Annotated in this window: 22 protein-coding genes; 15 read left to right on the forward strand and 7 right to left on the reverse strand. The window is 50.6% G+C overall.

Going from position 1 to position 23,976, the window contains the following annotated elements; translation table 11 throughout:
- Positions 1–42: 42 nt before the first annotated feature.
- The 8 genes from L1278_RS07620 to L1278_RS07650 all read left to right on the forward strand — a co-directional run bounded on the left by L1278_RS07620 (position 43) and on the right by L1278_RS07650 (position 6,691).
- The gene (locus L1278_RS07620) at positions 43–867 is read left to right on the forward strand and encodes an outer membrane protein assembly factor BamD (RefSeq protein WP_253402525.1); all 825 of its coding nucleotides are present in this window, start codon (positions 43–45) and stop codon (positions 865–867) included.
- 11 nt (positions 868–878) lie between these two features.
- Entirely contained in the window at positions 879–1,205 is a 327-nt protein-coding gene (locus tag L1278_RS07625) for a DNA-directed RNA polymerase subunit omega (protein ID WP_188502514.1), read from the forward strand.
- A 68-nt stretch (positions 1,206–1,273) separates the two neighbouring features.
- Positions 1,274–1,771, forward strand: coding sequence for a flavoprotein (locus tag L1278_RS19630; RefSeq protein ID WP_371927325.1), 498 nt, complete (start codon positions 1,274–1,276; stop codon positions 1,769–1,771).
- Positions 1,755–2,414, forward strand: a complete 660-nt coding sequence (gene coaBC / locus L1278_RS19635) for a bifunctional phosphopantothenoylcysteine decarboxylase/phosphopantothenate--cysteine ligase CoaBC (RefSeq protein ID WP_371927326.1) — start codon at positions 1,755–1,757, stop codon at positions 2,412–2,414. Before L1278_RS19630 ends, coaBC begins: the two co-directional genes overlap by 17 nt.
- Entirely contained in the window at positions 2,407–3,312 is a 906-nt protein-coding gene (locus L1278_RS07635) for a DUF4835 family protein (protein WP_253402527.1), read from the forward strand. Before coaBC ends, L1278_RS07635 begins: the two co-directional genes overlap by 8 nt.
- 69 nt (positions 3,313–3,381) lie before the next feature.
- Positions 3,382–3,612: a hypothetical protein gene (locus tag L1278_RS07640; RefSeq protein ID WP_253402529.1), complete on the forward strand. Its 231-nt coding sequence runs from the start codon at positions 3,382–3,384 to the stop codon at positions 3,610–3,612.
- Positions 3,613–3,994: 382 nt separating this feature from the next.
- On the forward strand, positions 3,995–5,674 hold the full coding sequence (gene recN, locus L1278_RS07645; RefSeq protein WP_253402531.1) for a DNA repair protein RecN: 1,680 nt from the start codon (positions 3,995–3,997) through the stop codon (positions 5,672–5,674).
- Between the two features lie 198 nt (positions 5,675–5,872).
- Entirely contained in the window at positions 5,873–6,691 is an 819-nt protein-coding gene (locus tag L1278_RS07650; protein ID WP_253402533.1) for an enoyl-ACP reductase, read from the forward strand.
- A 203-nt stretch (positions 6,692–6,894) separates the two neighbouring features.
- Here the strand turns inward: L1278_RS07650 and L1278_RS07655 are convergent, their stop codons facing one another.
- Together L1278_RS07655 and L1278_RS07660 are read right to left on the reverse strand one after the other, a co-directional pair.
- Complete coding sequence (locus tag L1278_RS07655) at positions 6,895–7,266, reverse strand: cupin domain-containing protein (RefSeq protein ID WP_253402535.1); 372 nt, start codon at positions 7,264–7,266, stop codon at positions 6,895–6,897.
- A 12-nt stretch (positions 7,267–7,278) separates the two neighbouring features.
- On the reverse strand, positions 7,279–7,509 hold the full coding sequence (locus tag L1278_RS07660; protein WP_253402537.1) for a Kazal-type serine protease inhibitor family protein: 231 nt from the start codon (positions 7,507–7,509) through the stop codon (positions 7,279–7,281).
- Positions 7,510–7,688: 179 nt separating this feature from the next.
- On the opposite strand from L1278_RS07660, the gene L1278_RS07665 reads away from it, so the two are divergent.
- The 3 genes from L1278_RS07665 (at position 7,689) to L1278_RS07675 (ending at position 9,355) form a co-directional block, all read left to right on the forward strand.
- Positions 7,689–8,090 carry a CsbD family protein gene (locus tag L1278_RS07665; protein WP_371927327.1) on the forward strand — a complete coding sequence of 134 codons (402 nt, stop codon included), beginning with the start codon at positions 7,689–7,691 and terminating at the stop codon, positions 8,088–8,090.
- A 181-nt stretch (positions 8,091–8,271) separates the two neighbouring features.
- Positions 8,272–8,613 (forward strand): YtxH domain-containing protein, encoded by a 342-nt coding sequence (locus L1278_RS07670; RefSeq protein ID WP_253402539.1) that lies wholly within the window; start codon positions 8,272–8,274, stop codon positions 8,611–8,613.
- 235 nt (positions 8,614–8,848) lie between these two features.
- Positions 8,849–9,355, forward strand: coding sequence for a YtxH domain-containing protein (locus tag L1278_RS07675; protein ID WP_253402541.1), 507 nt, complete (start codon positions 8,849–8,851; stop codon positions 9,353–9,355).
- Positions 9,356–9,444: 89 nt separating this feature from the next.
- On the opposite strand, the gene lysS is transcribed toward L1278_RS07675, so the two are convergent.
- Complete coding sequence (lysS, locus tag L1278_RS07680; RefSeq protein ID WP_253402543.1) at positions 9,445–10,971, reverse strand: lysine--tRNA ligase; 1,527 nt, start codon at positions 10,969–10,971, stop codon at positions 9,445–9,447.
- Positions 10,972–11,714: 743 nt separating this feature from the next.
- The gene (locus L1278_RS07685) at positions 11,715–12,743 is read right to left on the reverse strand and encodes a hypothetical protein (RefSeq protein ID WP_253402545.1); all 1,029 of its coding nucleotides are present in this window, start codon (positions 12,741–12,743) and stop codon (positions 11,715–11,717) included.
- 264 nt (positions 12,744–13,007) lie between these two features.
- Between L1278_RS07685 and L1278_RS07690 the strand changes: the two genes are divergently transcribed.
- The 3 genes from L1278_RS07690 (at position 13,008) to L1278_RS07700 (ending at position 18,294) form a co-directional block, all read left to right on the forward strand.
- A complete protein-coding gene (locus tag L1278_RS07690) occupies positions 13,008–14,168 on the forward strand; it encodes a PLP-dependent aspartate aminotransferase family protein (RefSeq protein ID WP_253402547.1) in 1,161 nt (386 codons plus the stop codon).
- A 181-nt stretch (positions 14,169–14,349) separates the two neighbouring features.
- Positions 14,350–17,754, forward strand: a complete 3,405-nt coding sequence (locus L1278_RS07695) for a T9SS-dependent choice-of-anchor J family protein (RefSeq protein WP_253402549.1) — start codon at positions 14,350–14,352, stop codon at positions 17,752–17,754.
- A gap of 153 nt (positions 17,755–17,907) precedes the next feature.
- Positions 17,908–18,294, forward strand: a complete 387-nt coding sequence (locus tag L1278_RS07700; protein ID WP_253402551.1) for a hypothetical protein — start codon at positions 17,908–17,910, stop codon at positions 18,292–18,294.
- Between the two features lie 97 nt (positions 18,295–18,391).
- Here L1278_RS07700 and ggt read toward each other — a convergent pair whose 3' ends face one another.
- Positions 18,392–20,131: a gamma-glutamyltransferase gene (gene ggt, locus L1278_RS07705; protein WP_253402553.1), complete on the reverse strand. Its 1,740-nt coding sequence runs from the start codon at positions 20,129–20,131 to the stop codon at positions 18,392–18,394.
- An 88-nt stretch (positions 20,132–20,219) separates the two neighbouring features.
- Complete coding sequence (locus L1278_RS07710; RefSeq protein ID WP_253402555.1) at positions 20,220–22,334, reverse strand: carboxy terminal-processing peptidase; 2,115 nt, start codon at positions 22,332–22,334, stop codon at positions 20,220–20,222.
- Between the two features lie 344 nt (positions 22,335–22,678).
- Here L1278_RS07710 and L1278_RS07715 point away from each other — a divergent pair, with 344 nt between their 5' ends.
- Positions 22,679–23,242, forward strand: a complete 564-nt coding sequence (locus L1278_RS07715; protein WP_253402557.1) for an arylesterase — start codon at positions 22,679–22,681, stop codon at positions 23,240–23,242.
- Positions 23,243–23,284: 42 nt separating this feature from the next.
- On the opposite strand, the gene L1278_RS07720 is transcribed toward L1278_RS07715, so the two are convergent.
- Positions 23,285–23,869, reverse strand: coding sequence for a DUF4142 domain-containing protein (locus tag L1278_RS07720; protein ID WP_253402559.1), 585 nt, complete (start codon positions 23,867–23,869; stop codon positions 23,285–23,287).
- Between the last annotated feature and the right edge of the window lie 107 nt (positions 23,870–23,976).

The following is a 23,976-nucleotide window of genomic DNA, read 5'->3' on the forward strand; positions in this document are numbered from 1 at the left end:
ACGCTTGTAAATCACAGGGATATTGTATAATTTTGCCCGTTCATGAACAAAGGAATCCTGCATACCGTCGTAATGTTGTGCCTGTTGGTTTTTGCAACCAGCTGCAGCAACTTCCAAAAGCTATTGAAAAGCAACGACGTTGACCTGAAATACAAAGCCGCGCTCGAATACTACGAGAAAGGAGACTACTACCGTGCCAACCAATTGCTGGAGCAGGTAATGCCTTTGATGACGGGAAGAGAAGAGGCCGAGAAAGCCCGTTTCTACTACGCCAACACGCACTACCAGCAGCGGGAGTATATGCTGAGCGCTTTCCAGTTCCGCACTTTCTACGAGACATACCCGCGCAGCGAGTTGGCTGAAGAGGCGATGTTCCTGCAGGCCAAGTCACTCTTCAACGACTCGCCGGACTTTGAACAGGACCAGACCAGCACCGTAACGGCCATGGAGTCGATCCAGGAATTCCTGGTGCGCTACCCGAACAGCCAATATGCGGCAGAGGCCAACACAATGTTCGATGATCTGAGCGCCAAACTGGATCGGAAGTCCTTTGAAAGTGCCCGCCTGTATTATAAGCTGCGTAACTATAAGTCGGCTGTAGTGGCATTCACAAACTTCCTGCGCGAAAATCCGTCTTCCCCTTATGCTGAGGAAGCCTCTTATTTGAGAATAGATGCACAGTACCGTTACGGGCTGGATAGTGTGCCGGACAAGCAGCAGGAGCGTTTCACAGAGGCAATTGACTTCTACCAGGCCTTCATCGACCAGTATCCGGACAGCCGTTTTCTGCGTAGTGCCGAGCAGGTATACGCCAGCACGCAGTCAGAACTCGAGAAAATAAAGAAAACTAACCCAAGCAATTCATAAATCAAGTATATATGGCAATCGTTCCATCATCAATCGTTACCCGTAACATGGCCGACTTCGCAAAGCAGACCGGCAATGTGTACAAGTCTGTTTCGGTGATTTCTAAAAGAGCAAACCAGATCTCAGTGAAGCTGAAGGAAGAGTTGAACTCTAAGCTGGCTGAGTTTGCGACAACAGTGGATAACCTGGAGGAGGTATTCGAGAACCGTGAGCAGATCGAAATCTCTAAATACTACGAGCGCCTGCCAAAACCAACTAACCTGGCGATCGAGGAATTCCTGGAAGGCAATGTTTACGTTCGTACACCAGACGTAGAGACTGACGAAATATCGCTGTAAGGCACATGCTCCGGAATCGGAAAATAGTATTGGGAGTTTGCGGGAGTATAGCTGCGTATAAGGCAGCCATGCTGGTCCGCTTACTCGTAAAAGCAGAAGCAGAAGTACAGGTAATCCTGACCACTTCTGCTTCTGCCTTTATAACCCCGCTCACGCTGGCGACCCTTTCCAAACGGCCGGTGCTCACCGAGTTTGTGCTCAACGAGCAGGGTGTCTGGAACAACCACGTGGAGCTGGGTCTTTGGGCCGATGCCATGGTGGTAGCGCCTGCCAGTGCCAACACGGTTGCCAAATTTGCCAACGGGTTATGTGACAACCTATTATCAGCCACTTATTTATCGGCACGTTGCCCGGTGTTTGTGGCTCCGGCCATGGACCTGGACATGTACCGGCACCCGGCAGTGCAAGCCAACTTCACCAAACTGCGAGGGTATGGAAACTCCATTATTGAAGCAGGGTATGGCGAACTGGCCAGCGGACTGGTAGGACAGGGGCGTATGGCAGAGCCCGAGGAAATTATTCGCGTACTAGAAAACCACTTTTCAGGCATTGGAAAAACTGTTTGAGGGCAAAACCGTGATGCTGACCGCCGGCCCAACGTATGAGCCGATTGATCCGGTGCGCTTTATCGGCAATCACTCGACCGGCAAAATGGGCTATGCACTGGCCGAGTGCTTTGCCAGTCGGGGCGCACAAGTAAAGCTCGTGGCTGGCCCAACTAACCTGCAGGCACAGCACGAAGGTATAACGGTTATACCTGTCACGACAGCCGATGAAATGTATGCGGCCGTAAAACAGCTGGTTCCTGCAGCTGATATTTGGGTATTTGCTGCCGCCGTAGCCGATTACAAACCCAAAGTCGTTGCTACCAAAAAGATAAAAAAAGCCGGTTCCGAACTGACGATTGAACTCGTGAAGAACGTTGATATAGCAGCTGCGCTCGGCAGAGAGAAGCGGGAAAACCAGTTTGCCTTAGGCTTTGCCCTAGAAACGGATAACGAAGACAGCAATGCCCGCGAGAAGCTGAGAAAGAAGAACCTGAACATGATCGTGCTGAATTCGCTAAATGATCCGGGCGCTGGTTTTAAGCACGATACAAATAAAATCACTATTATTGAGGAAGATACGACCACAGCTTTTGAACTGAAGCACAAAAGCGAAGTGGCACAGGATATCGTCAACCTGATCTGGGAGAGACTCTATGTTTAAGCGACTGTTTGTTTTGCTGTGTGTGATGGGAATGGCCCTGGGAACTCGCGCCCAGGAGCTGCAGTGCGATGTGGTGGTTAACAGCGAACAAGTAGCTTTTGCAGACCGGCAATTGTTCACCGAAATGCAGAACCGCATTTTCGAGTTCATGAACAACCGCCGCTGGACAAACCAAACTTACAGAGTAGATGAGCGCATTAAGTGCCGCATCCTGATCAACCTGACCGAGATGCCTGAAGTTGGTACTTTCCGGGCCAATGTGCAGGTTGTGTCGGTACGGCCAGCTTACGGTACCGGCTACGAATCCACACTTTTCTCGTTTATCGACCGCGACTGGCTTTTCCAGTTTAACGAAGCACAACCCCTCGACTTTGCCGAAAATAACTTTACCGGCAACTTGTCGGCCATGCTTGCTTACTACGCCTACATGATCATCGGGATGGATAACGACAGCTTTGCCAAACTGGGCGGCTCGCCTTCTTTTGACCGGGCGCGTGGCATCCTGAACCTGGCAGCTTCACAGAACTCTATTTTTCCGGGCTGGCGTCCGTTTGAGGGGAACCGAAACCGCTACTGGATGATCGACAACATGCAGGACCCGGTGTTTGTACCGTTTCGGGAGGGCATCTATACCATGCACCGCCAGGGGATGGACCTGATGGTGCAGGACCCGGAGAAAGCCCGCAAGGCGACGCTCGATGTGTTAAGGAACATCCAGAAGATATCGCAGCAAAAGCCCGGCGCGGCGGTGATCCGTTCTTTCTTTGAAGCCAAGTCCGATGAACTGGTGAATATTTTCAAAACCGCCGCTCCAGCCGATAAGCAGGACGCTTATACCTTGCTCACGCAGGTGGACCCTACCAACAACACCAAATACGAAGTACTTCTCCAGCGCTAAGCCTTTTCCAAATTTCACAGAAAGCGCGTATCTTCACGGGGCGGATGGCTATACCTGTACGCTATACCTATGGGCAAACGCCAGATAAGAATCAATCGAAACAAATTGGCCGATCATCTGCCCGATTTGCTCCAACAGCAGACGGTGCAGGTGGTGTTGAGAACCCGCGTGGTGGTGCAGGGCGTGCTACAGCATGTTTCAGCTGAAGAACTGGAGTTGCTCGACGGCCGACGCAGCAGGCACACTATACCTGTAGCGGACGTGGAAGAAGTGATTTACGACATAGAAGCACCTTATTAGAAGAGAACTCGTGACTAGGAAAAGTGAATTAGGCTTATTAGTTATTTTTGTTCTTTTTTTGCTCTTATTTGTATTTTCTGTCATTCAGCTTTATAATCTTGAACTCCTTCATAACGATTAAGAAAGAATTGCGGGAATATTTGAAGGGAGTAAAAATACAGCAAGTGGAGAGACACTCAATACACCACTCTGGAAGGGCTTTTTAATTAGTAGCGCATTTGGGTCTACTATTATGATGGTGTTCATACTATATCGTATTTGGAAAGCAAAGAGTTGATCGCAGTGCATTCAGTTTAACTGAATAAAATTAACAATAGAATTATCGAACGAAGCATGGGCAAAAAGGCTTATACCTATTGTCTGGTGTCTTTTGACCTTTTTTATGCTGATTGATCTTAAAATAAAAAACTACGCACTGATAGAGCAGTTGGAAATGAATCCATCGCCGGTGCTCAATATTATAACCGGCGAAACCGGTGCCGGTAAGTCCATTATGCTGGGCGCCATCGGACTGCTGCTTGGTAACCGTGCTGATTCCAAACTACTCTTCAACCAGGAGCAGAAGTGCGTGATTGAGGGGGTGTTTGATATTTCGCAGTACAACCTCAAAGAGGTGTTTGTGGCCGAAGACCTGGACTTTGATGAGCAGTGCATTCTGCGCCGTGAGATCAGCCCGAGCGGAAAGTCACGCGCCTTTGTGAACGACACGCCGGTAACGCTGGATGTGCTCCGAAAAATAGGGGAGAACCTGATGGATATCCACTCGCAGCACGACACCCTGCAGCTGGGCGATACGAGCTTTCAGCTCAATATCCTCGATATCTATGCCGGCAACACCTCGTTGGATATTTATGCGGGCAACCTCTCATACCTGAAAGACTACAACGAGACTTTTCGCAGGTATAAGAAGCTGGATGGCGACTATAAAAAACTGACCGACCAACTGGCGCAAGCGCAGAAGGAGCTGGATTACAACACTTTCCTGCTCAACGAACTCGAAGAGATCAACCTGCAGCAAGACGAGCAGGAGCAGCTGGAGACAGAACTGAAGGAACTGGAGAACGCAGAAGACATCAAACTGAAGCTGACCCAGGCGGTGCAGTTCCTGACGGAATCCGAGTTCAACATCACTTCGGCCCTGAAAGACACCGTGCAGCTGATCAATCAGTTGGCTGCTTTCTCCCCAAAATATGAAGAGTTGCGCACGCGCACTGAGAGCTGCATGATCGAGCTCAACGACGTGGCCGGTGAACTGGAAGATGCAGAGCGTCGCACGGAAGCAGACCCGGCCCGCACTACGGAGGTGCAGGAGCGCCTGAACACCATCTATACCTTGCAGCGAAAGCACCAGGTGCAGACCATTGCAGAGCTCCTCGAAATACAGCGCGAACTCGAAAACAAAGTAGGCAGTGTCCTCAACCTGGACAATGCTCTTTCCAGCACCGAGAAAGCCATGAAAGAGGCGGAGAAGGAAATGCTGGAGAAAGCTGCTGTGCTTTCGGAGCGTCGTAAAGCCTCGTTTGGCCAGTTCGAAAAGGAACTCTATACCTTGCTGGCCGAACTCGGAATGCCGAACGCCCGCATTGTCATTCAGCATAAAGCCGCCGCGCCAACTGCTACCGGCACCGACGAGATCAGCATTCTGTTCAGCGCCAACAAAGGAGCACAGCCGCAATCATTAGTGAAGGCAGCCTCAGGTGGTGAATTCTCCCGCCTGATGCTGAGCATCAAGTACATGCTGGCCGACAAAACGGCTCTTCCAACTATCGTGTTTGATGAAATTGACACAGGTATATCCGGTGAGGTGGCCGTGAAAGTAGGCAAGATGATGCAGCAGATGGCACAGAAGCACCAGATCATTGCTATATCGCACTTGCCTCAGATCGCAGCGCAGGGCAACTCGCATTACTTCGTGTACAAGCATGACACTGAAGACCGCACGATCAGCCGTATTAAAAAGCTGAGTGAGAAAGAGCGTGTGGATGAAATTGCCCACATGATTGCAGGCGCCAACCCAAGTGCAAGCGCCTATAAGAGCGCCAAAGAATTGCTGTCGCTGTAAACTCAATTAAAGCCGCCCTTTGCTGAGAAGCTCAATTCTGAAACAGGATAGGGATGAATAGAGGAGCGGGCTTATGTGAATGATGGCTGCTTTGAACTTGAGTTATACCTAGTTATTGCTATATTGCTGCGTAATTTCCGCGGGCTATACCTAACTGGCGGGAATCATGAAATTTTAAAACATTAACCTGACAAATACATGTCTTATAATCTGCTTAAAGGAAAGAAAGGAATCATTTTCGGAGCGCTTGACGAAAAGTCTATTGCCTGGAAAGTGGCCATGCGTGCCAAGGAAGAGGGCGCTGAGTTTGTGTTGACCAACGCTCCGATCGCGATGCGTATGGGGGAGATCAACAAATTGGCAGAAGCCTGCAACGCGCAGATTATACCTGCTGATGCCACTTCTGTAGAGGATCTGGAAAACCTGTTCGCCAAAGCACAGGAGATTTTAGGCGGTAAACTCGACTTCGTACTGCACTCTATCGGCATGAGCCCGAACATCCGCAAAGGCAAGTCTTATGGCGATCTGAACTACGAGTGGTTCCAAAAGACACTGGACATCTCGGCGCTGTCTTTCCACAAAGTGATGCACGTGGCTGAGAAGCAGGATGCCATGAACGAGTGGGGTTCGGTTGTAGCTCTTTCTTACATAGCAGCCCAGCGTGTGTTTCCAGACTATACGGACATGTCGCATGCCAAGGCATTGCTTGAGTCGATTGCCCGCAACTACGGTCATCGTTTCGGTAACCTGAAGAAGGTGCGTGTAAACACAGTATCGCAGTCGCCAACTAAAACTACAGCCGGTACCGGCGTGGGTGGCTTCGACGCGTTCTATGACTATGCTGACAAGATGTCGCCACTTGGCAACGCTTCAGCTGAGTCTTGCGCCGACTACTGCATCACCCTGTTCTCGGACCTGACCCGCATGGTGACCATGCAAAACCTGATGCACGACGGCGGCTTCTCTTACATGGGTATCTCCGAGAGTGTGGTAGAGATGCTCAATAAGCAGTCTTAGTTTTTAAATTTGAAAATTTGGAGATGTGAAGATTTGAAACTGAATCTCTCAAATCCTTGACATAAAAAAAGCCCCTGGCGCTAGATGCGTCAGGGGCTTTTTTTTGATGTTTTGCTCTTTTGAATTAAGTGAAAAGTAAGCGAAACCCAAGGTAACTTATAGCTTTGCTTTAAAGTACAGCTATAAATCTCCCCATTCCCAAATCAATCTTCCTCCCGATGTACTTTGGTGAAGTCGAAGGCGGGAACGCAGACGGACCAGTACTCAGTTTCTTCGTCGTAAGGGTTAGCGTAGCGTATGCGGGATCCGGCTTTGATCAGGATGGACTCGCCGGCTTCCACCTCCACTTCCTCTCCGTCAATCTCAATTAACTTTCGGCCGCGCAATACGATCGTGATCTCGTCGAACTCTGGCGTCTGATGCGGCTCGCCCCAGTGCGGTGGCGCTACCATGTGGGCCACGCTGAAGGCATCGGTGTGGGTAGAGGCCTTGCCGAAATGTTCTTCTATCAGCTTTCCGTCCGTGGTAGGTACCCGGAAGGGCTTGGTCTGCTTGAAATATTTCTTCTCAGTCATGCCAGGTATAGCTTAGGATTTAGTGGCGCACTCGCCTTTGGTATAAGAAGTCACGCCGGAGCGGTCAGCTGTGCAGGCATTACCATAGGTTTTTCCGTCGCAGCCGCATACCGGGTCGTACTGCATGGTGCACATTTGATCAGGGTTAATCTTCGCTTGATCGATACAGGGTATTTCGCTGTTTTTGCAGGAGTAGAAGACAGTCAGAGCCAAGAAGGCCGTTGCGAAAGCTGTTTTTTTCATAGTGTTTTATTCTTTATCGTTTATACGCACTTATTGGTGGTCGGAGGGGAGTGACATGTTGCAAACTAAGTATGCACGACCCCGTATGTAATGGAACGTAAAATAAATCGAATATAAGTATAAGGACGATACTTTCTATTTCAAGAAACCAAGCCTTATCAAATAAACAGCACCAGAACATGATAAACAACATGAACGACGAGAAAGGAAAGATTTTGATGGCCACGCTGGCCGGTATTGGAATAGGCGTAGCGGCAGGTATACTGCTGGCCCCCAATAATGGCCCGGACACACGCGACAGCCTGAAAAGAACATTAAGCAAAGCAGGTGATGACCTGGAGCGCACCGTGAAAAACCTGATGGACAAGCTCGAGAGCAACAAGGTGACAGACGATGGCAGCAGCCTGGTGATGCGCGGATCCTGGGACGATGTTAAAGGCCAACTGAAGCAGAACTACGCAGAGCTCACCGAAGACGACCTGACCTATGTGGAAGGTCAGGAAGATGAACTCTGGGGGCGTTTGCAGCAGAAATTAGGCAAAACCAAAAACGAAATCATGAAGGTGATCAGAGACTTGTAATAACACACTGATCGTAATTAAAAGCTCAGCAAAGTGTTTTGCTGAGCTTTTTTTTCGTTAATTAGGTGCAGTATAGTATAAAACTGTAGTATAGTTATAACTTAATACATGGCTTCCTCGTTATTAGGTCAACAGTTGAAATTAAAGAAAACAAATCCAACAATTTATAATAAACAAAACTATGAAAGATAATAGCGGAAAAGTAATGCTTGCCCTGTTGGCAGGCGCTAGCGCTGGCGTAATTGCAGGTCTACTGATGGCTCCGGACACCGGTGAGCAGACTAGAACTGGTATCAAAAAGTGGGCTAACAAACTGAGCAAAGACCTTGAGAAAAACCTGCAGACTGGCCTTGACGAAATCAAGAACATGAGCAACGAAGCCATGAACAAAATGGGTAGTGCTAACAAAAACGGTGGCAACACTGGCGGCACTACTGGTGGCAATACTTCCTCTTCATCAACTGGCTCTACTGGCTCATCTGCTGGAACAAACACAGGTGGATCTTCAGTAACTAACGTTTAGTACATAGCCCTTTCAGGAACTATACGAAAAGCTTAGCTCACGCCCGGGGCATATGTGCCCGCTGAGGCGAAGACTAACTTTGAAAAGATGAATGGCCTGTCCCTAACCGGGGCGGGCCTTTGTTTTTAGGGCCTTTTGAGCTGAATTGCGCTAACCTTCGGACTTTACTCCCGTTATTATTTTAGAGCATATAAGAAGTTGGCAAGAAAGAATTCACATATAACCTAAGAAGACTATGAGAACGAAAACGGATTACAGCAGCCTGGGAGAGTCCAAAAGCACATACAGCAACACCCCACGATCTTCCTCAACACACAGCTACGTAGGCAAAGAATCGAGCGGAAACGTAACACATTCTTCAGTTCGGGAGCCCAAACACCAGCCGCAAACGCAGCAGCGTACTGTGTATAGCAGCGGCAGTCGTAAGGACTCTTCCTCCGGCTCGCATGGGGAGAGCAGCGGCACCTTGGGGGTCGCCATGGGCCTGCTCGCCGGCGCCAGCGTAGGTGTGCTGGCAGGTATACTGATGGCGCCCGACAGTGGCCGCATTACCCGTCGCCGCCTGTCAGACTCCGCCGCCTGGGTAGGCCGCGGCATCAACGAGAAACTAGGCACTGGCAGGGTTAAAACTGAGTCATGGATCAGTAAGGCAGAAGTAAGCCTGAAAGATGTGACAAATAAGGTGAAAAGCAGCCTGTCTGGCGAAAACAGAGACAAGTACGATACTGGAGACAGCTACTAAAGAGCAACCGGCAGGATGTCGGCGACTATAAAACAGAAATGGCCCGCTATACCTTAGCGGGCCATTTCTGTTATTTTTGTGAGGATTTTCTACTCTTCTCTCTTCTCCGGCTTCATCTGCGGGAAGAACAGCACATCCTGGATGGAATGCGAGTTCGTCATGATCATGCTCAGGCGGTCGATGCCTATACCTAAACCGGCTGTTGGCGGCATGCCATACTCCAGCGCACGCAGGAAGTCTTCGTCGAGCACCATGGCCTCGGTGTCGCCACGTTTGCCAAGCTCCAGTTGCTCCTCAAAGCGGGCGCGCTGATCGATCGGGTCGTTCAATTCAGAGAAAGCGTTGCAGATTTCCTTGCCGTTGCAGATCGCTTCGAAACGCTCTACCAAACCCGGCTTGTCTCGGTGCTTCTTCGCCAACGGGCTCATTTCCACCGGGTAGTCCGTGATGAAAGTCGGCTGAATCAGGTATGGCTCGCAGGTTTCGCCGAAAATTTCGTCGATAATCTTGCCTTTGCCCAGTTTCGGATCCACTTTTATACCTAGCGACTCGGCTGTCTGGCGCAGTTCCGGCTCTTCCATTTCTGAGATATCGATCTTGGTGAAGTGCTCGATGGCCTCAAACATAGTGAAACGCTTCCATGGGCGCTGGAAGTTGATGATGTTCTCACCTACCTGTACTTTGGTGGTGCCGTGCAGATCCATGGCTACTTTCTCCACCATTTCCTCTACCAGGTCCATCATCCAGTTGTAGTCTTTGTAGGCTACGTACAGTTCCACCTGCGTGAACTCCGGGTTGTGGAAACGGCTCATACCTTCGTTACGGAAGTCCTTGGCAAACTCGAACACACCGTCGAAACCACCCACGATGAGGCGCTTCAGGTATAGCTCGTTGGCAATGCGCAGGTATAGCGTCATGTCCAGCGTGTTGTGGTGCGTCTTGAACGGACGCGCCGCCGCACCGCCGTACAGTGGCTGCAGAATAGGAGTTTCTACTTCCAGGTAGCCTTGATTTGTCAGGTAAGAACGCATGGAGTTTACCAGTTGCGTACGCTTACGGAACGTCTCACGCACGTGTGGGTTCACAATCAGGTCCACGTAACGCTGGCGATAACGCAGTTCCGGGTCTGTAAAACCATCGTGCACGATCTCGTTGCCGTTCTCATCAACCTCACGCTTCACGATTGGCAGCGGACGCAGCGACTTGGTCAATACCTTCAGCTCCGTTACGTGTACCGAAATCTCGCCTACCTGTGTGATGAAAGCATAGCCTTTGATACCGATGAAGTCACCGATGTCGAGCATCTTTTTGAACACGGTGTTGTACATGTCCTTGTTCTCGCCCGGGGCAATGTCATCGCGGGAAACGTAGATCTGGATTCGACCGGTGCTGTCCATTAGCTCAGCAAACGAGGCTTTGCCCATTACGCGGCGGCTCATCAAGCGACCAGCCAGAGTTACTTCCTGGTAGTTGTTCTTCTCCTTATCGAAATTCTCCTTTATCTCTTTGGCCGTGGCCGTCACTTCAAATGTTTCGGATGGATATGGGTTAATGCCCATTTTCTCCAGCTCTTCGCGCTCGTGGCGTCTGCGTAGTTCCTGTTCGCTGAGTTGCATGCGATTTTAGTACTAAAGGTGACTGTTATATATAAACTGCAAAATTGCTAAATTATCGGCAGCTTTTAAAAGGTTAATTAGTGATTGTTAAAGGTTAGGAAGGTTATGGTAAAGAAATGGAGTAGGGAGTTGTAATTGTGCATGGGCTATGCTTTGTAGTCACGGCTGTTGCAGGTATCGCGAACTACGTTGTTTCATAGCTTCGCCTGTGCGCCGGGCAATGTCCTATGGCGCGAGCGTCCTCGCTCGTGACTACTATGGTGGGGCCTCTGGCCCAGGTATAGCTGATTATACCTTGCTGTGTTTCAACTGCGTGTTGTAGGTATAGCAACCTTACTTGTTTTATAGCTTGCCCTGGCCGGGCGGGCCTCACTTTTTGTCTTGACACAAAAAGTGAGCAAAAAGGTCAAGACCCTCCAAACTCGCTGAACGCTCGAACAGTGGAGTGTCGTAATGGTGCACCTGGCAAAGGCGATCTGCTTCGTAGGTCCAGTGCAAGTTAGCCTTGCTATACCTGTCAGTGGCCTGTCATAGTCACAATAAGACTTATACTTAACAACTGGCAGTAGCAGAAGTCCCCCTTTGAAGGAGGTAGGGGGATGTTAATCGTGCACGATAATCCTGTCAATTCTTTAATCCTGTAAATCCTTGGGGTAGGGGCCCTATGTAAAGATTCAGACAAAAAAAGCCCCGGCAAGCAAAACTTGCCGGGGCTCCCATATATGTAGTAGAATAAATCGGACTTAAGCAGCGGTGCGGAGTTGCTGCTCGTCGTCCTGCAAAAGCGGTTTTACTTTATCCTGCAGTCTGGCTGCCACAAACGAGTTCTGCAGATAGGCCGGCAGTTCCTGCACAAAGGCCTCGTACTGCTGCAGACTCATGGCCTGCGCTACATAGCACTCATGTATACCGTTCAGGTAGCTCACAATCTGAAGCAGCGAGTCGTGGAACAGCTTGAAGTCGATATCGGACTGCACGAAGCGCTCGATCTCGCGGTGTGAGCTGGAGATGCGCAACCTCGCCAGCAAGTCGAACAATGTGGTATAGCCTATGCGCCAGGTAAGCTGCTGCCAATGCTGAGGACCAAATTTCTGCAACACCTCACCGGTACGGCTGCTACGGATGGCGGTATTCGGATTAGCCTGTACCTGCTGGCGCACAGATTTAGCCTTCATGCGACGTGTGGTCTTCAGAAACTGACCGATCTGCGACTGCGCTTCGAGCTCCTTGCCCGCAATTTGCAAACCTGGTTTGTAATGCGCCAGCGGCAACCGGTTGATGCGGAAGTCATCGTAATGCCCTGATGCATAGAAGCTCATCGCCTGTGGGTAAGCATTCTTCACGATCAGGCGGCCTGCCTCGCGCATCACCAGCGACTCGTTGCTGGTCTTGATTTGGCGGGTATGCAGGAAAGCCTGCAAACTTGCAAACACGGTATAGTAAGCCTGCGGAAACGTCCAGTGCAGGGCATTTCGGATATAGTTCTCATCGCCCAGTTCGGCTGTGGTGCGCAGAGCATATTCTGTGTTCCAGCTGTTGAGCAACAGTTTCTTCACCGCTTCCAGATCTTCATCAGATAACGCAGCAGGTACATCCTTAAAGTAAGCCAGCTGCTGCAGACCCATCCCTTCATAGTGGTCGAGGTGGTAATTGATCGCGAAAAAGTAGTTTAGAAACACCTGCGCCGGGATGGATTTATACCATTCCTTGTCCAGCTGTTTCTGCTCTTCCGGATACATGGATATGATGTTTTCTTCTTCTTTCTCTTTCATGTATTTACAACATTTTTAGCCTGCTAACAGTTGCAATTTTCAGGTATAAATGCTGTGTTTTATTGATTTTATTAGCCTGATAATCAGTGTTTTGTGATCTAGTGTAAAAATATTTTCTATGCCCGTAAAATGCTGTTGCAGTGGCTGCTTTAAAGGCAGGTTTTGGTCATGCCTATACCTGTAAAAGAGAGGTAATTGTGAAAGGAAACATTGATAACCCGAAGCTCAAAATAAGAGTACAAGAGGGGGATAAACCCTTATACCATGGACCTATCTTACATCCTCAACCAGTTGGGCGAAGACCGGGAACTGTACTTTAATGCAGTGACGCCTCCCATCCTGCAGACCAGCAATTTCGCCAGCAAAACAGTGGACGAGATGCGGCGAATGCTCCAGAATGAGGCGGAGTCATACCTATATACCCGCGGCAACAACCCCACTGTGACCATGTTCGAGAAAAAGATGGCTGCGCTGGAAGGAGCGGAGCATGCCATTGCCTTTGGAAGCGGGATAGCGGCCGTCTCTGCGGCAGTGCTTTCGCAGCTAAAGGCAGGTGACCATGTAGTGTCGATTGATAAACCCTACGGCTGGACGAATATGTTGATGACCCGCTTTTTGCCAAGGTTTGGTGTGGAAGTAACCATGGTGGAGGGCACTGACACAGAGAATTACCGCCAGGCCATGCGGCCTAACACGAAGTTGCTATACCTGGAGAGCCCCAATTCCTTTACCTTCGAGCAGCAGGATATAGCAGCTATTGCGGCACTTGCAAAGGCGCATGGCTGCAGCACCATCATCGACAATAGCTTTGCCTCACCGCTTAACCAAAACCCCTTGCAAATGGGTGTGGACCTGGTCGTGCACTCCTGCACCAAGTACATCGGTGGGCACTCCGACACGATGGGCGGGGTCATTTGTGGTAGTCGAGAGATGATCAACAGAATATTTGGAGGGGAATTTATGACACTCGGCGCCATTCTGCCACCGCAGGACGCCTGGCTGCTTATACGCGGACTGCGCACGTTGCCCGTGCGAATGGAACGCGTCGCCGAAACGACCCGGAAGGTAGTGGCCTGGATGGAAAAGCAGGAGAAGGTCGAGAAGATCTATTACCCTTTCCTGCCTTCGAACCCACAGTATGAACTGACCAAAAAACAACTGCGCAACAACACGGGGCAGTTCACGATTGCCCTCAGAACTGATGACATGCAGCGGGTAGAGGATTTCTGTAACAGCTTGCAGCATTTCCTGATGGCCGCTTCTTGGGGTGGGCATGAGTCGCTGATCTATCCGGCAGCCGCTTACTATAACAAAGAGGCGAAGTACTCAGGCAAACTCCCTTTCAACCTGGTGCGCTTTTATATCGGACTAGAGGATGCCGACTATTTAATAAAGGACATTGAGCAGGCCCTGGCTAAGGTATAGCAGGTCTAAAATATACATTTAAAATTATATTAATGTTTTGGTAACATTGGATTGAAAGCGTCTGCTTACCTTTGCCTCCGATGGATCTTCATGCGCTCATCTGTGCCCGTATCCCATTGCGCGACAGTGCAGTACACTCTCGCGTCTCCTACACAACAGAAATCAAATCTCTCTTATACCTATGTTTAAACATCTACAAAAAGCCTCTGCTTTTGTGCTGATCTGCTGTGCCTTTTTGGCTGGCGGAGAAGCCTTAGCGCAGACAAACCCGCAGCCACAGCCGCTGCCTTATTCGCAGGACTTCTCTAGCCTGGAGCATGCTTCTACTGCGTATCCAGACGGATGGCAAGGATGGTTACTGGCTACTAGTCCCGGAGCTAGCTTCAGAACAACTCCGGCTACTGCCGACAGAGCCATGTTAGCCAACAGTACATCTACCACCACCAATGGTGCGATTCACAACTACAACGGCAAGATCGGTATCCTGAACAGTGGTTCTGTAGACCTGAGCCTGGCCTTTGCCATCAACACATTGCAAAAGACTGCTGTCAATGTGGCTTTTGATATGATGACGCTGCGCAACCCGTATGACGGTGGAAGCAATACCCGTATTAACGAAATCGTACTGCAGTACCGCGTAGGTACAAGTGGTGCCTTTACCAGCATCGAAGGCTCACAGTATCAAAACAATACGGAAAAGTGGGCTACAAGCGGTAACACGGAGCCTCAGAAAGTAGAGTCTTTTACCGTAACGCTACCAGAGGCGGCTGAAAACCAGGAAGTGGTGCAGTTGCGCTGGGCTACACGCCAGATCAGCGGCGGTGGTTCCAGACCAAGCTTTGCCGTGGACAACATCGCGGTGACCAGCCTGAGCGACAGCAAGAACCCCATTGTGCTGGCTCCTGCTTCACTTGCCTTTGGCGAAGTGGCCGCCGGACAGCCAACTACTGTTTCCTATACCTTGACCAGCGCCAACATCACGGACAATGTGCAGCTAACAGCCACAGGAGGTTTCAAAGTTTCAAAGCTGGCGACAACTGGTTTCGCTACCAGCCTTTCCTTCTCAGCTGAGGAGATGTCCTCCAACCCTACTGTGTTTGTGCAGGTGTCGCCAACTACAGCAGGCGCTTTGTCTGGCTCGATTTCACATAGTGGCCAAGGTATAGCTACTGTCGTAACTGAGCTGACAGCCAATGCAGTTAGCTCATTTGCTCAAGACTTTAACAACTGCTCTACCACACTACCAGGCGGCTGGAAAGCCTATAGCGTAACTGGCGACCAGGTATGGGGCTGTACTACGTTTGGCAGAGAAACTGCTGAAAACCCACGTAACAATGGCGTGCAAATTAACGGTTATGCCGGCGGCGCCCAAGACAACGAAGACTGGATGATTTCTCCTGCGCTGGATTTGTCTGACTTCAACATCGCTGCCCTTTCTTTCTGGAGCCGCACTGCCTTTACAGGTCCTGGCCTGAAACTGATGGTATCGACTAACTACGATGGCAGCAGCGCACCTGCCACTGCCACCTGGACAGAACTGAATGGCGATTTTCCGGCTGCCGCTTCTGACGTATGGAAGCAGTCGATTGTGAACCTCACTGCTTATAAAGGTGCTTCTGTGCATGTGGCTTTCGTCTATACCTCTGGCGTTGACCTGAATGCCGCCCGTTGGACCTTGGACGATTTCGCTGTGGAGAACGTAGACCAGTTGCTGGTTGCTAATGACTTCAGCGTTGATTTTGGATTGGTGGAAGTGCCGAACGCTTCTGCTCCGTATACCTTCAACTTCTCTGCGCTGGGCTACCCGGCAGGTATGACACTGTCAGCAGGTACTGATTTCGAGCTTTCCAGGAACGGACAGACATACGCTTCTTCTCTGGTTTATACCGCTGCTGAAGCGAGTGCAACAAACCAGGTATACATACGCTACAAGCCAGCCAGCACCAAGCTGCGCTCCACTGGCCAACTGACTTACACAAGCGGCGATTTCACCGTGGTGAAAGGAAGCCTGACCGGTACCTCTCTGCCAAAGAGCAGCACCCTGGACATCGTGTCCTGGAACCTGGAGTGGTTTGGCGCTGACAAAGACGACAGAGGCTCAGAACTTGGCCCTAGCGATGAGGAACTGCAGTTTGCCAATGCTAAAAAGGCACTACAGACACTGGACGCTGATATCATTGCCTTCCAGGAGATTGCAAACGATGCCGCCATGGCCAGCCTGATAGCTGAGTTGCCAGCCTATGACTTTGTTCGTTCTGATGTGCATTCTTACTCTTGGGACCCAAGTCGCAACCTGGTGCCACAAAAGCTTTATGTTGCCTACAAGAAGGACGTAATTAAAGTGAAGAGCCAGAAAGTACTGCTCCACAAACTGTATCAGGATGTGCTAGCTGGTACAGCTACGTTGCCAGATTATCCGGCCGCACAGACCAGTTTCTGGGCAAGCGGTCGGCTGCCCCTGATGGTGGAACTGGAAGCTACAGTAAACGGCGTGACGCAGCAAATCTATGTGGTGAACCTCCACACCAGAGCAAACTCCGGCACGAACGTGACACCATACAACCAACGTAAGTACGACGTGCAGGTGTTGAAGGACAGCCTGGCGGCACAGTACCCGAACGTAAACCTGGTGATGCTGGGCGATATGAACGACGATGTGGACGTGTCTGTAGTAAACGACCTGCCTTCTACCCTGAGCCCGTTTGTGCAGGACGAAAACTACAAAGCACTGACCTACGACCTGAGCGTGGCAGGTGGCTATACCTATGCAAGTGGCTCTTTCCAGAGCTTCCTGGATCACATCATCGTGTCTAAATCTTTGGTGGATGAGTATATCGAGGAATCTGTTACAATTGAAAACCAATTGCTCAGCCTGATCCCGAGCTACAGAAACACCACCTCGGACCACGTGCCCGTATCGGCCCGCTTCAGCTTCAGTGCTACGCCAGCTGTTGCTTTCTCAGCGCCTACACTGACGGCAACTGAAGGCGATACACCGTTTGCCGTGAACATGAGCATCTCGGCCGCACAGCCAAAAGCGCATACCGTATACCTGACTGTGAAGGACGGTGCCACCGCCACTGCAGTTGATTACACGACTGCCCCGGTAGCCGCTAACAACGTGATTGCAGTTGAGGTGCCTGCTTATGCTACATCAGCCACAATCGACCTGAGCATTGTAGACGACAAAGTGACCGAGCCAACGGAGCAGGTAACGTTCCACATCAACAACGTAACCACCGACCTGGGTATAGCCGCTGCAGCCCGAAGCTTCACACTGGCCATCCGCGACAACGACTTCCCGGCAGGTATAGCCAACGGTCAGGACCTGACTTTCCGTCTGTATCCGAACCCGACGCAGGGTCCTGTGGTGAACATCTCTTTGCCAGTAGAGGTATCGGTTATGGATGAGATGACACTGGAGCTGCGTTCTGCCAACGGCACCAAAATGTATGAACTCAACGGTAACCTGAGCAGTGTGCAGCAGCAGCTGAACGAGAAGGTAGGCGGTCTGCGTAACGGCATGTACTATGTGCAGGTAGCAGTACAAGGCAAGGTATACCAAGCCAAACTGGTAAGAAACTAGTTTATATCAACTCAAAAAAAGCGGCCTCCTGTCTTACGGGAGGCCGCTTTTTTTATGTACAGGTATAGCAGTTCCTTATATGCAGTCTTTCAAACAGGTATAACCAAGCCGTAAATCAATCGGTATGAAGTAAACGAACCAATGGAAACGACTATGACAGACAAACCCCAAATCATAAACAATATACACGCTGCCACCCTGATCGGAACAGGCCTGAGTAGTTATTTTATGAACAAGAAGCGACCCAAAACGGCGCTTATACCTGCTGTGGCCGGAAGCGGACTACTGCTCCTGAGCAAAAACCTGGAGAAAGGCGACCAAATCATGGCCCACGTGGCAGTCGGCATCACCGGACTCCTGCTGGCCCAGACACTGCGCTCGTTCCTGCAGGCCGCCGTACCCGACGCCGAAACAGAAGCAAAATTTAACACGGCTACCTTAAACCGCCGGAAGCTAATGTTCGGCCTGATGAGTACCACAGGTATAGCGGCCATGGCCAATTACATAGGCGGATTCATTGAAAAGCGAAAGAATGGCTAAGGTATACCTGAAATAAAAGAGAACGCCCGCAGATGCTATACCTGCGGGCTCTCTCTTTTATGTTTATGTAATCAAAAAGCCGGTTGGCTATACCTGTTTAGAAGCCAACTGCAGTATCGTCACCGCGCGGGTCGGCACCTCCTTCCAGTTTGCCGTTGGGTAGCACCAGTATACCTTCCACTGCGCCATACCTGCCTCTTTGCTTTAGTTTATACCCTTTGCTTTCCAGCACGGCTCGTACTTGAGGAGAGATGGCATTCGGTTCGTGCTGTATCTCATCGGGGAGCCACTGGTGGTGAAAGCGGGGAGCGGCTACAGCCTCCTGCATGGTCATATCATGTTCTACTACATTCAGTATCGTCTGGAAAACAGAAGTGATGATAGTAGAACCTCCTGGCGTGCCCACTACCATAAACAGCTTGCCGTCTTTCTCCAGAATGGTCGGCGTCATGGCGCTGAGCATGCGTTTGCCGGGCTGCACGGAGTTTGCTTCGCCTCCAATCAGGCCAAACATGTTGGGCACACCGGGCTTTGCGCTGAAGTCGTCCATTTCGTTGTTGAGCAGGAAACCAGCACCTTCTACCACTACCATGGAGCCGTAGCCGCCGTTGATTGTCGTGGTGATGGAAGCGGCATTGCCAAACTGGTCTACAATGCTGAAGTGGGTTGTCTGATCTGATTCATACACCGGCAGCACACCGGCTTTCACTTCTGAAGATGGCGTGGCACGTTCCAAACTAACGTTCTGCATACGCTCCTTTAAATAACTACGATCCAGCAGGCCGTTGCTGGGCACTTTGTAAAAATCCGGGTCGCCGAGGTAGGTGGCGCGGTCAGCATATACGCGGCGCTTGGCCTCCGTCATGATCTGGATGGTCTGAGGCTGCTGCCAACCAAAGCTCTTCAGGTCGTAAGGCTCTACCATGGTGAGTAGCTGCATCAGGGCTATACCTCCGCTCGAAGGTGGCGACATAGAGGTAACTTTCAGATCTTTATACTGACCCGTAATCGGCGTGCGCCATACCGCATTATAATCACGCAAATCCTGGTGCGAAACCAGTCCGCCACCGCGTTGCATTTCTTTCACGATCAGGTCGGCTGTCTCGCCTGCATAGAAACCATGACGGCCTTTGTCGCGGATGCGCTCCAGGGTGCGGGCCAGGTCCAGATGATAGAGCGTATCACCTGGTTGCCAGCCCTGCTCACGCGTCAGGTAGGGGGTATGCTTGTTATACTTGATCATTTCTTCACGGGCATTGTTGAGCATACGGGCTTCACGGGCAGTCAAAATTACTCCGCGGCGGGCTAGGTCGATGGAGGGCTGCACCAGTTCGGCAAAAGGCAGGGAGCCTAGTTTTTCGTGCAGCTTGATCATCCCGTCAACAGAGCCGGGTACGCCTGCTGCCAGGTGGCCGAGTAGACTCAGGTCAGGTATAACATTGCCCAGCGAGTCGAGGTACATATCGCGGTGAGCGCCTGCGGGAGCTTTCTCTCTAAAGTCAAGTGCTCCGGTTTCGCCGGTGTGGTGACGGTATACCAAAAAGCCACCGCCCCCAATGTTGCCGGCCACCGGATAGCAAACTGCCAGTGCGAACTGTGTGGCGATGGCTGCGTCGTAAGCGTTGCCACCCTTGCGCAGTATCTCCAAACCAATGTCAGAAGCATCGGGGTGGGCCGAAACCACCATGGCCTTGTCGGCTACGACGCCTCGCTTTCCGGCTTCGGGTTGGGTTTGAGGGCGGGGTGCACAACTTGAGAAGGCGAGGAGCACCGTTGCAATACAGGACAAGGTATAGCGCTTCGATCGGAAGCTCTGAAGCGGGTTGAAGTGTTTCATGAGTAAGGTATAGGTAAGGCGAAGATGCAAAATAAAAAAAAGCCGGCTATCTACATAGCCGGCTTCTATTATTGTCAATTAAGAATGATTACTTAATATCGTTTTTAATGATCGCTACTGCTTCTTCCACATACACATCTTTCTGCAGTGACTTCAGGAAGTCTTTGTTACGGGCCATTTTGGCAGTGTCTCCCGCCAGGGTCTGCAAATCAGTTTTGAGACGTGATACGTTGAGCACCGGAATGTTTTTCTGAGCGTCCTCCAATTGCTTGTTCGCTACCTCGCTCTTTTTGTCTTCTTCCATGTACTTTTTCAGACTCAGGGAACGGGATGTGATGTCCACCTGCTTTTTCAGCCTTTCGCCGCTCTGCTGAATAATTTTGAAGCTCTCGTTACCAGAAACACGGCTCTTGCTGCTGGCCTGTATTGCGGGGATGTTCAGCTTGGCGCGCGACCATGGCTTATAGCGGGCCGGAGAAATCTCGTCGAATGGCAGGGCGTATTCCTGCTCTTTTTCACCGAACTCCAGGTAGCTGTAGGCGTCTGGTAGAATCACATCAGGCGTTACACCACGCAATTGCGTTGTGCCACCGTTGATGCGGTAGAACTTCTGGATAGTCAGTTTGAGCGCTCCGAATGGCTTGTAAGGGTCAAACTGAGATGGCAGGGCTTCGTCAATCTCCACGAACTGCTGCACTGTGCCTTTGCCGAAGGTAGGAGTACCCACAATTACGGCGCGCTTATAATCCTGCATGGCCGCCGCCAGAATCTCGGAGGCAGATGCACTGTTGGAGTTCACCATTACTACCAGCGGACCGGTATACTGTACTTCCGGGTCACGGTCGTCGAGTACGACGGTTTTGCCAGCAGAGGTACGGATCTGAACGATCGGGCCCTGGTCAATGAACAGGCCAGCCATCTCAACAGCGTCAGCAAGCGAACCGCCTCCGTTGTTGCGCAGGTCCAGTACCAGTCCCTGCATACCGGCAGCTTTCAGTTTTTCAACTTCAGCCTTCACGTCTTCGCCGCTATTACGGCCACCTTTGCGCTCGAAGTCGGCATAAAAACCAGGGAGTTTGATGTATCCGATCTTCTGCTTGTCGTCAATCATCGCGCTCTGTGCGTAGGTCTCTTCAAACACAATCACGTCACGCACGATCGGGATGATGCGGGTACTGCCATCAGGCTTACGCACGGTCAGGCGTACTTCCGTTCCTTTTTTACCACGGATAAGCTGGATGGCATCGTCCAGGCGCATACCTTCTACCAATACAGGATCACCGCTGCCCTGGGCTACTTTCTGGATCGCATCGCCCGGCTTCAGATCGCCCTGCATATACGATGGGCTGCCTGGTACAATTTCCATCACCTTGATTTGTCCGTCCTTCTCCTGCAGAGAGGCACCTATACCTTCCAGTCGGCCGGTAAACTCAATATCAAAGTCTTTCTTGGCTTTAGGAGGGAAATAACCTGTGTGCGGATCGTAGACATTCGCTACTGCGTTGATGTAAGTAGAACGTCGGTCGTCACGCGTTACCTGGTCCAGGCGCTTATAGAGCTCGTTGTAGGCTGTCAACACTTTTTCGCGTGCTTCGGCTTCCATCTGTTCCATGGTCTTGCGCGTTTCCTTGCTATCTGCGCTGGCGGTAGCTTTTTCCTGTTGCTTTTGCATGTCAGCCAGGCGCACCAATGTCTGGTACTTCAGCTGCTTTCTCCACGCTTCCTTCAACTCGTTTTTATCTTTGGCGAATTTGAGTTTCTTACCGTCCAGTTCAATGCTCTCCTCTTTAGAGAAGTCAAATGGCTTGCTTAGTATCTCTTTGTAAAAAGCTTCAGATTCCTTGGTGCGCTTCTCGATCAGGTCAGCTGAGATATCAAAAAACTCAAACGAACCGGCACGAAGCTGGTCATCCAGTTGTGTCTCGTACTGGCGCAGCATGGCCACATCTGACTCAAGCAGAAATTTCTTGTTAAAATCGAGTCGGTCCAGGTATAGACCAAAGGCTTTTTTCGAAAAGCTGTCATCTACCTTCTCCGGCTTGTAGTGCATGGTACTCAAACCCTGCATCAGGGCTTTGATCAGTATCTCGTTTTTCCCGGCAGGCGTGCTGTTGTTTTTGCTGTACAGGATAAATGAGCCCGTAAGCAGGACCACGGCCAGTACAGAAAGGAATATTTTTAATCTGGTTGTCAAGGATAGCATCTAATTAAGTTAGTTGGACCACACATTGTCTACGCAAAAGTAGTGCCGTAGATGAGGCCACGGGCATTTCTTTTAAGGCGAGTCCTAATGTAGTATAAATATCGCTTTATCGCAAAGCAGCGTGTCGGCTCAGCATAAACAAACAGGTTGCCTGCTTGTTTTACGGAAAGCCGCACTTCTTTATATAACTGTTCAGACTTTTTTTTCGTTTCCGAAGCATGCCTAAACCTTGCCACCTGCTCCCGGGTGATCTCGTCTGGTATGGAGCGCTTGTGCTCTCTTCCGCACAGATATAGATGGTGCAGCTCCGGGTGCTCAGCAAGGTATAGCAGGACCAAACGACTATGAAGACACTACTTTTTTTCGGGGATAGCTTGACAGCGGGGTATGGCTTGCCGACAGCACAGGCCTATCCGTCGCTGATACAGGAGAAGTTGAGAACGGAGGGATACGAAGGCTATACCGTGATCAATGCAGGTATCAGCGGCGACACCACGTCAAGCGGTTTGTACCGGCTGGACCGCTGGCTGTCTGCGCCCATCGATGTATTTGTGCTGGCACTCGGAGCCAACGATGGACTGCGGGGCATACCTGCACGGGAAACCTCCCAGAACCTGCAGCAGATCATTGACAAGGTAAAACACAAACACCCGGAAGCGCAGATCATTCTGTCAGGTATGGAGATCCCTGCCATTGTGCCGGGGCGCTACGCAGAGGAGTTCCGAAAACTGTTTCGGGAGTTGGCCATTAAAAATAATGTAGCCTTTGTCCCTTTTCTGCTGGAAGGAGTGGCCGGTATGCGCCACCTCAACCTTCCCGACGGCGTGCACCCGAATGCAGAAGGTCAGAAACTACTGGCCCGCCATACCTGGGCAGTTCTGAAAAACGTACTGAAGAAGGAAGTTTAAACAAAACAGGCGGTGCTGTCAGCTCCGCCTGTTTTTGTAGCATTATTTTTTGTTGTCCTGCCTGAGCTCCATGGCATTTTCCATCTGCGCCCGGATTTCTTTTCCCGTATTACGGGCCCACAAATTAAAGGTGGTGTTGTCTGTCTCCGCAATGTCTTTCACGTTATCCTCAAACTTCTCAAGTGCATCTTTGTGGGCTTCTACCACGGTGTCCCAGTAGGCACGGTCAAATTCATCCGTATTTTTATCGCGGAGCTCCTGCACGCGTCCGGCATGGTCTTCTTCCATTTGCTGCGGCAGAGTAACGCTATATTGTCCTGACATGTCTTGCAGCTCGTCCAGCTTTTTGGAGTACAGGTCTACCATCTGCTGGCCATAGTCACGTACCTGCTGGGTTGTACCTTTTTCGACTGCCAATTTGCCTAGTTCTACCTGCTGTGTGCTGATGCTGTGCGCCTTGCCCATAAATTCACGCTTGTCTTCGCTCAGGGTAGAATCTACTGGGGTGGTTGTGTTCATTTCGGTGTCCACCTCAGCAGTGGTGTTGGTTTCCTGCTTATCGGAGTTGCAGGATGTAAAGGCAAGCGTGCCCAGTGTGAGGGTGGCTGCCATCCATAGGTTTTTCATAGTCTTATTTTTTTGCTTTTGATATTTCTGATTGTTTTAAGGGCATACGGAAAAACGGTCAGTATATGTTCATTTTATTGTATACCGGCCTTCCCTCTGCATCAGGT

It is taken from the genome of Pontibacter sp. HSC-36F09 (assembly GCF_024171605.1).
In the GTDB taxonomy this organism is placed as follows: domain Bacteria; phylum Bacteroidota; class Bacteroidia; order Cytophagales; family Hymenobacteraceae; genus Pontibacter.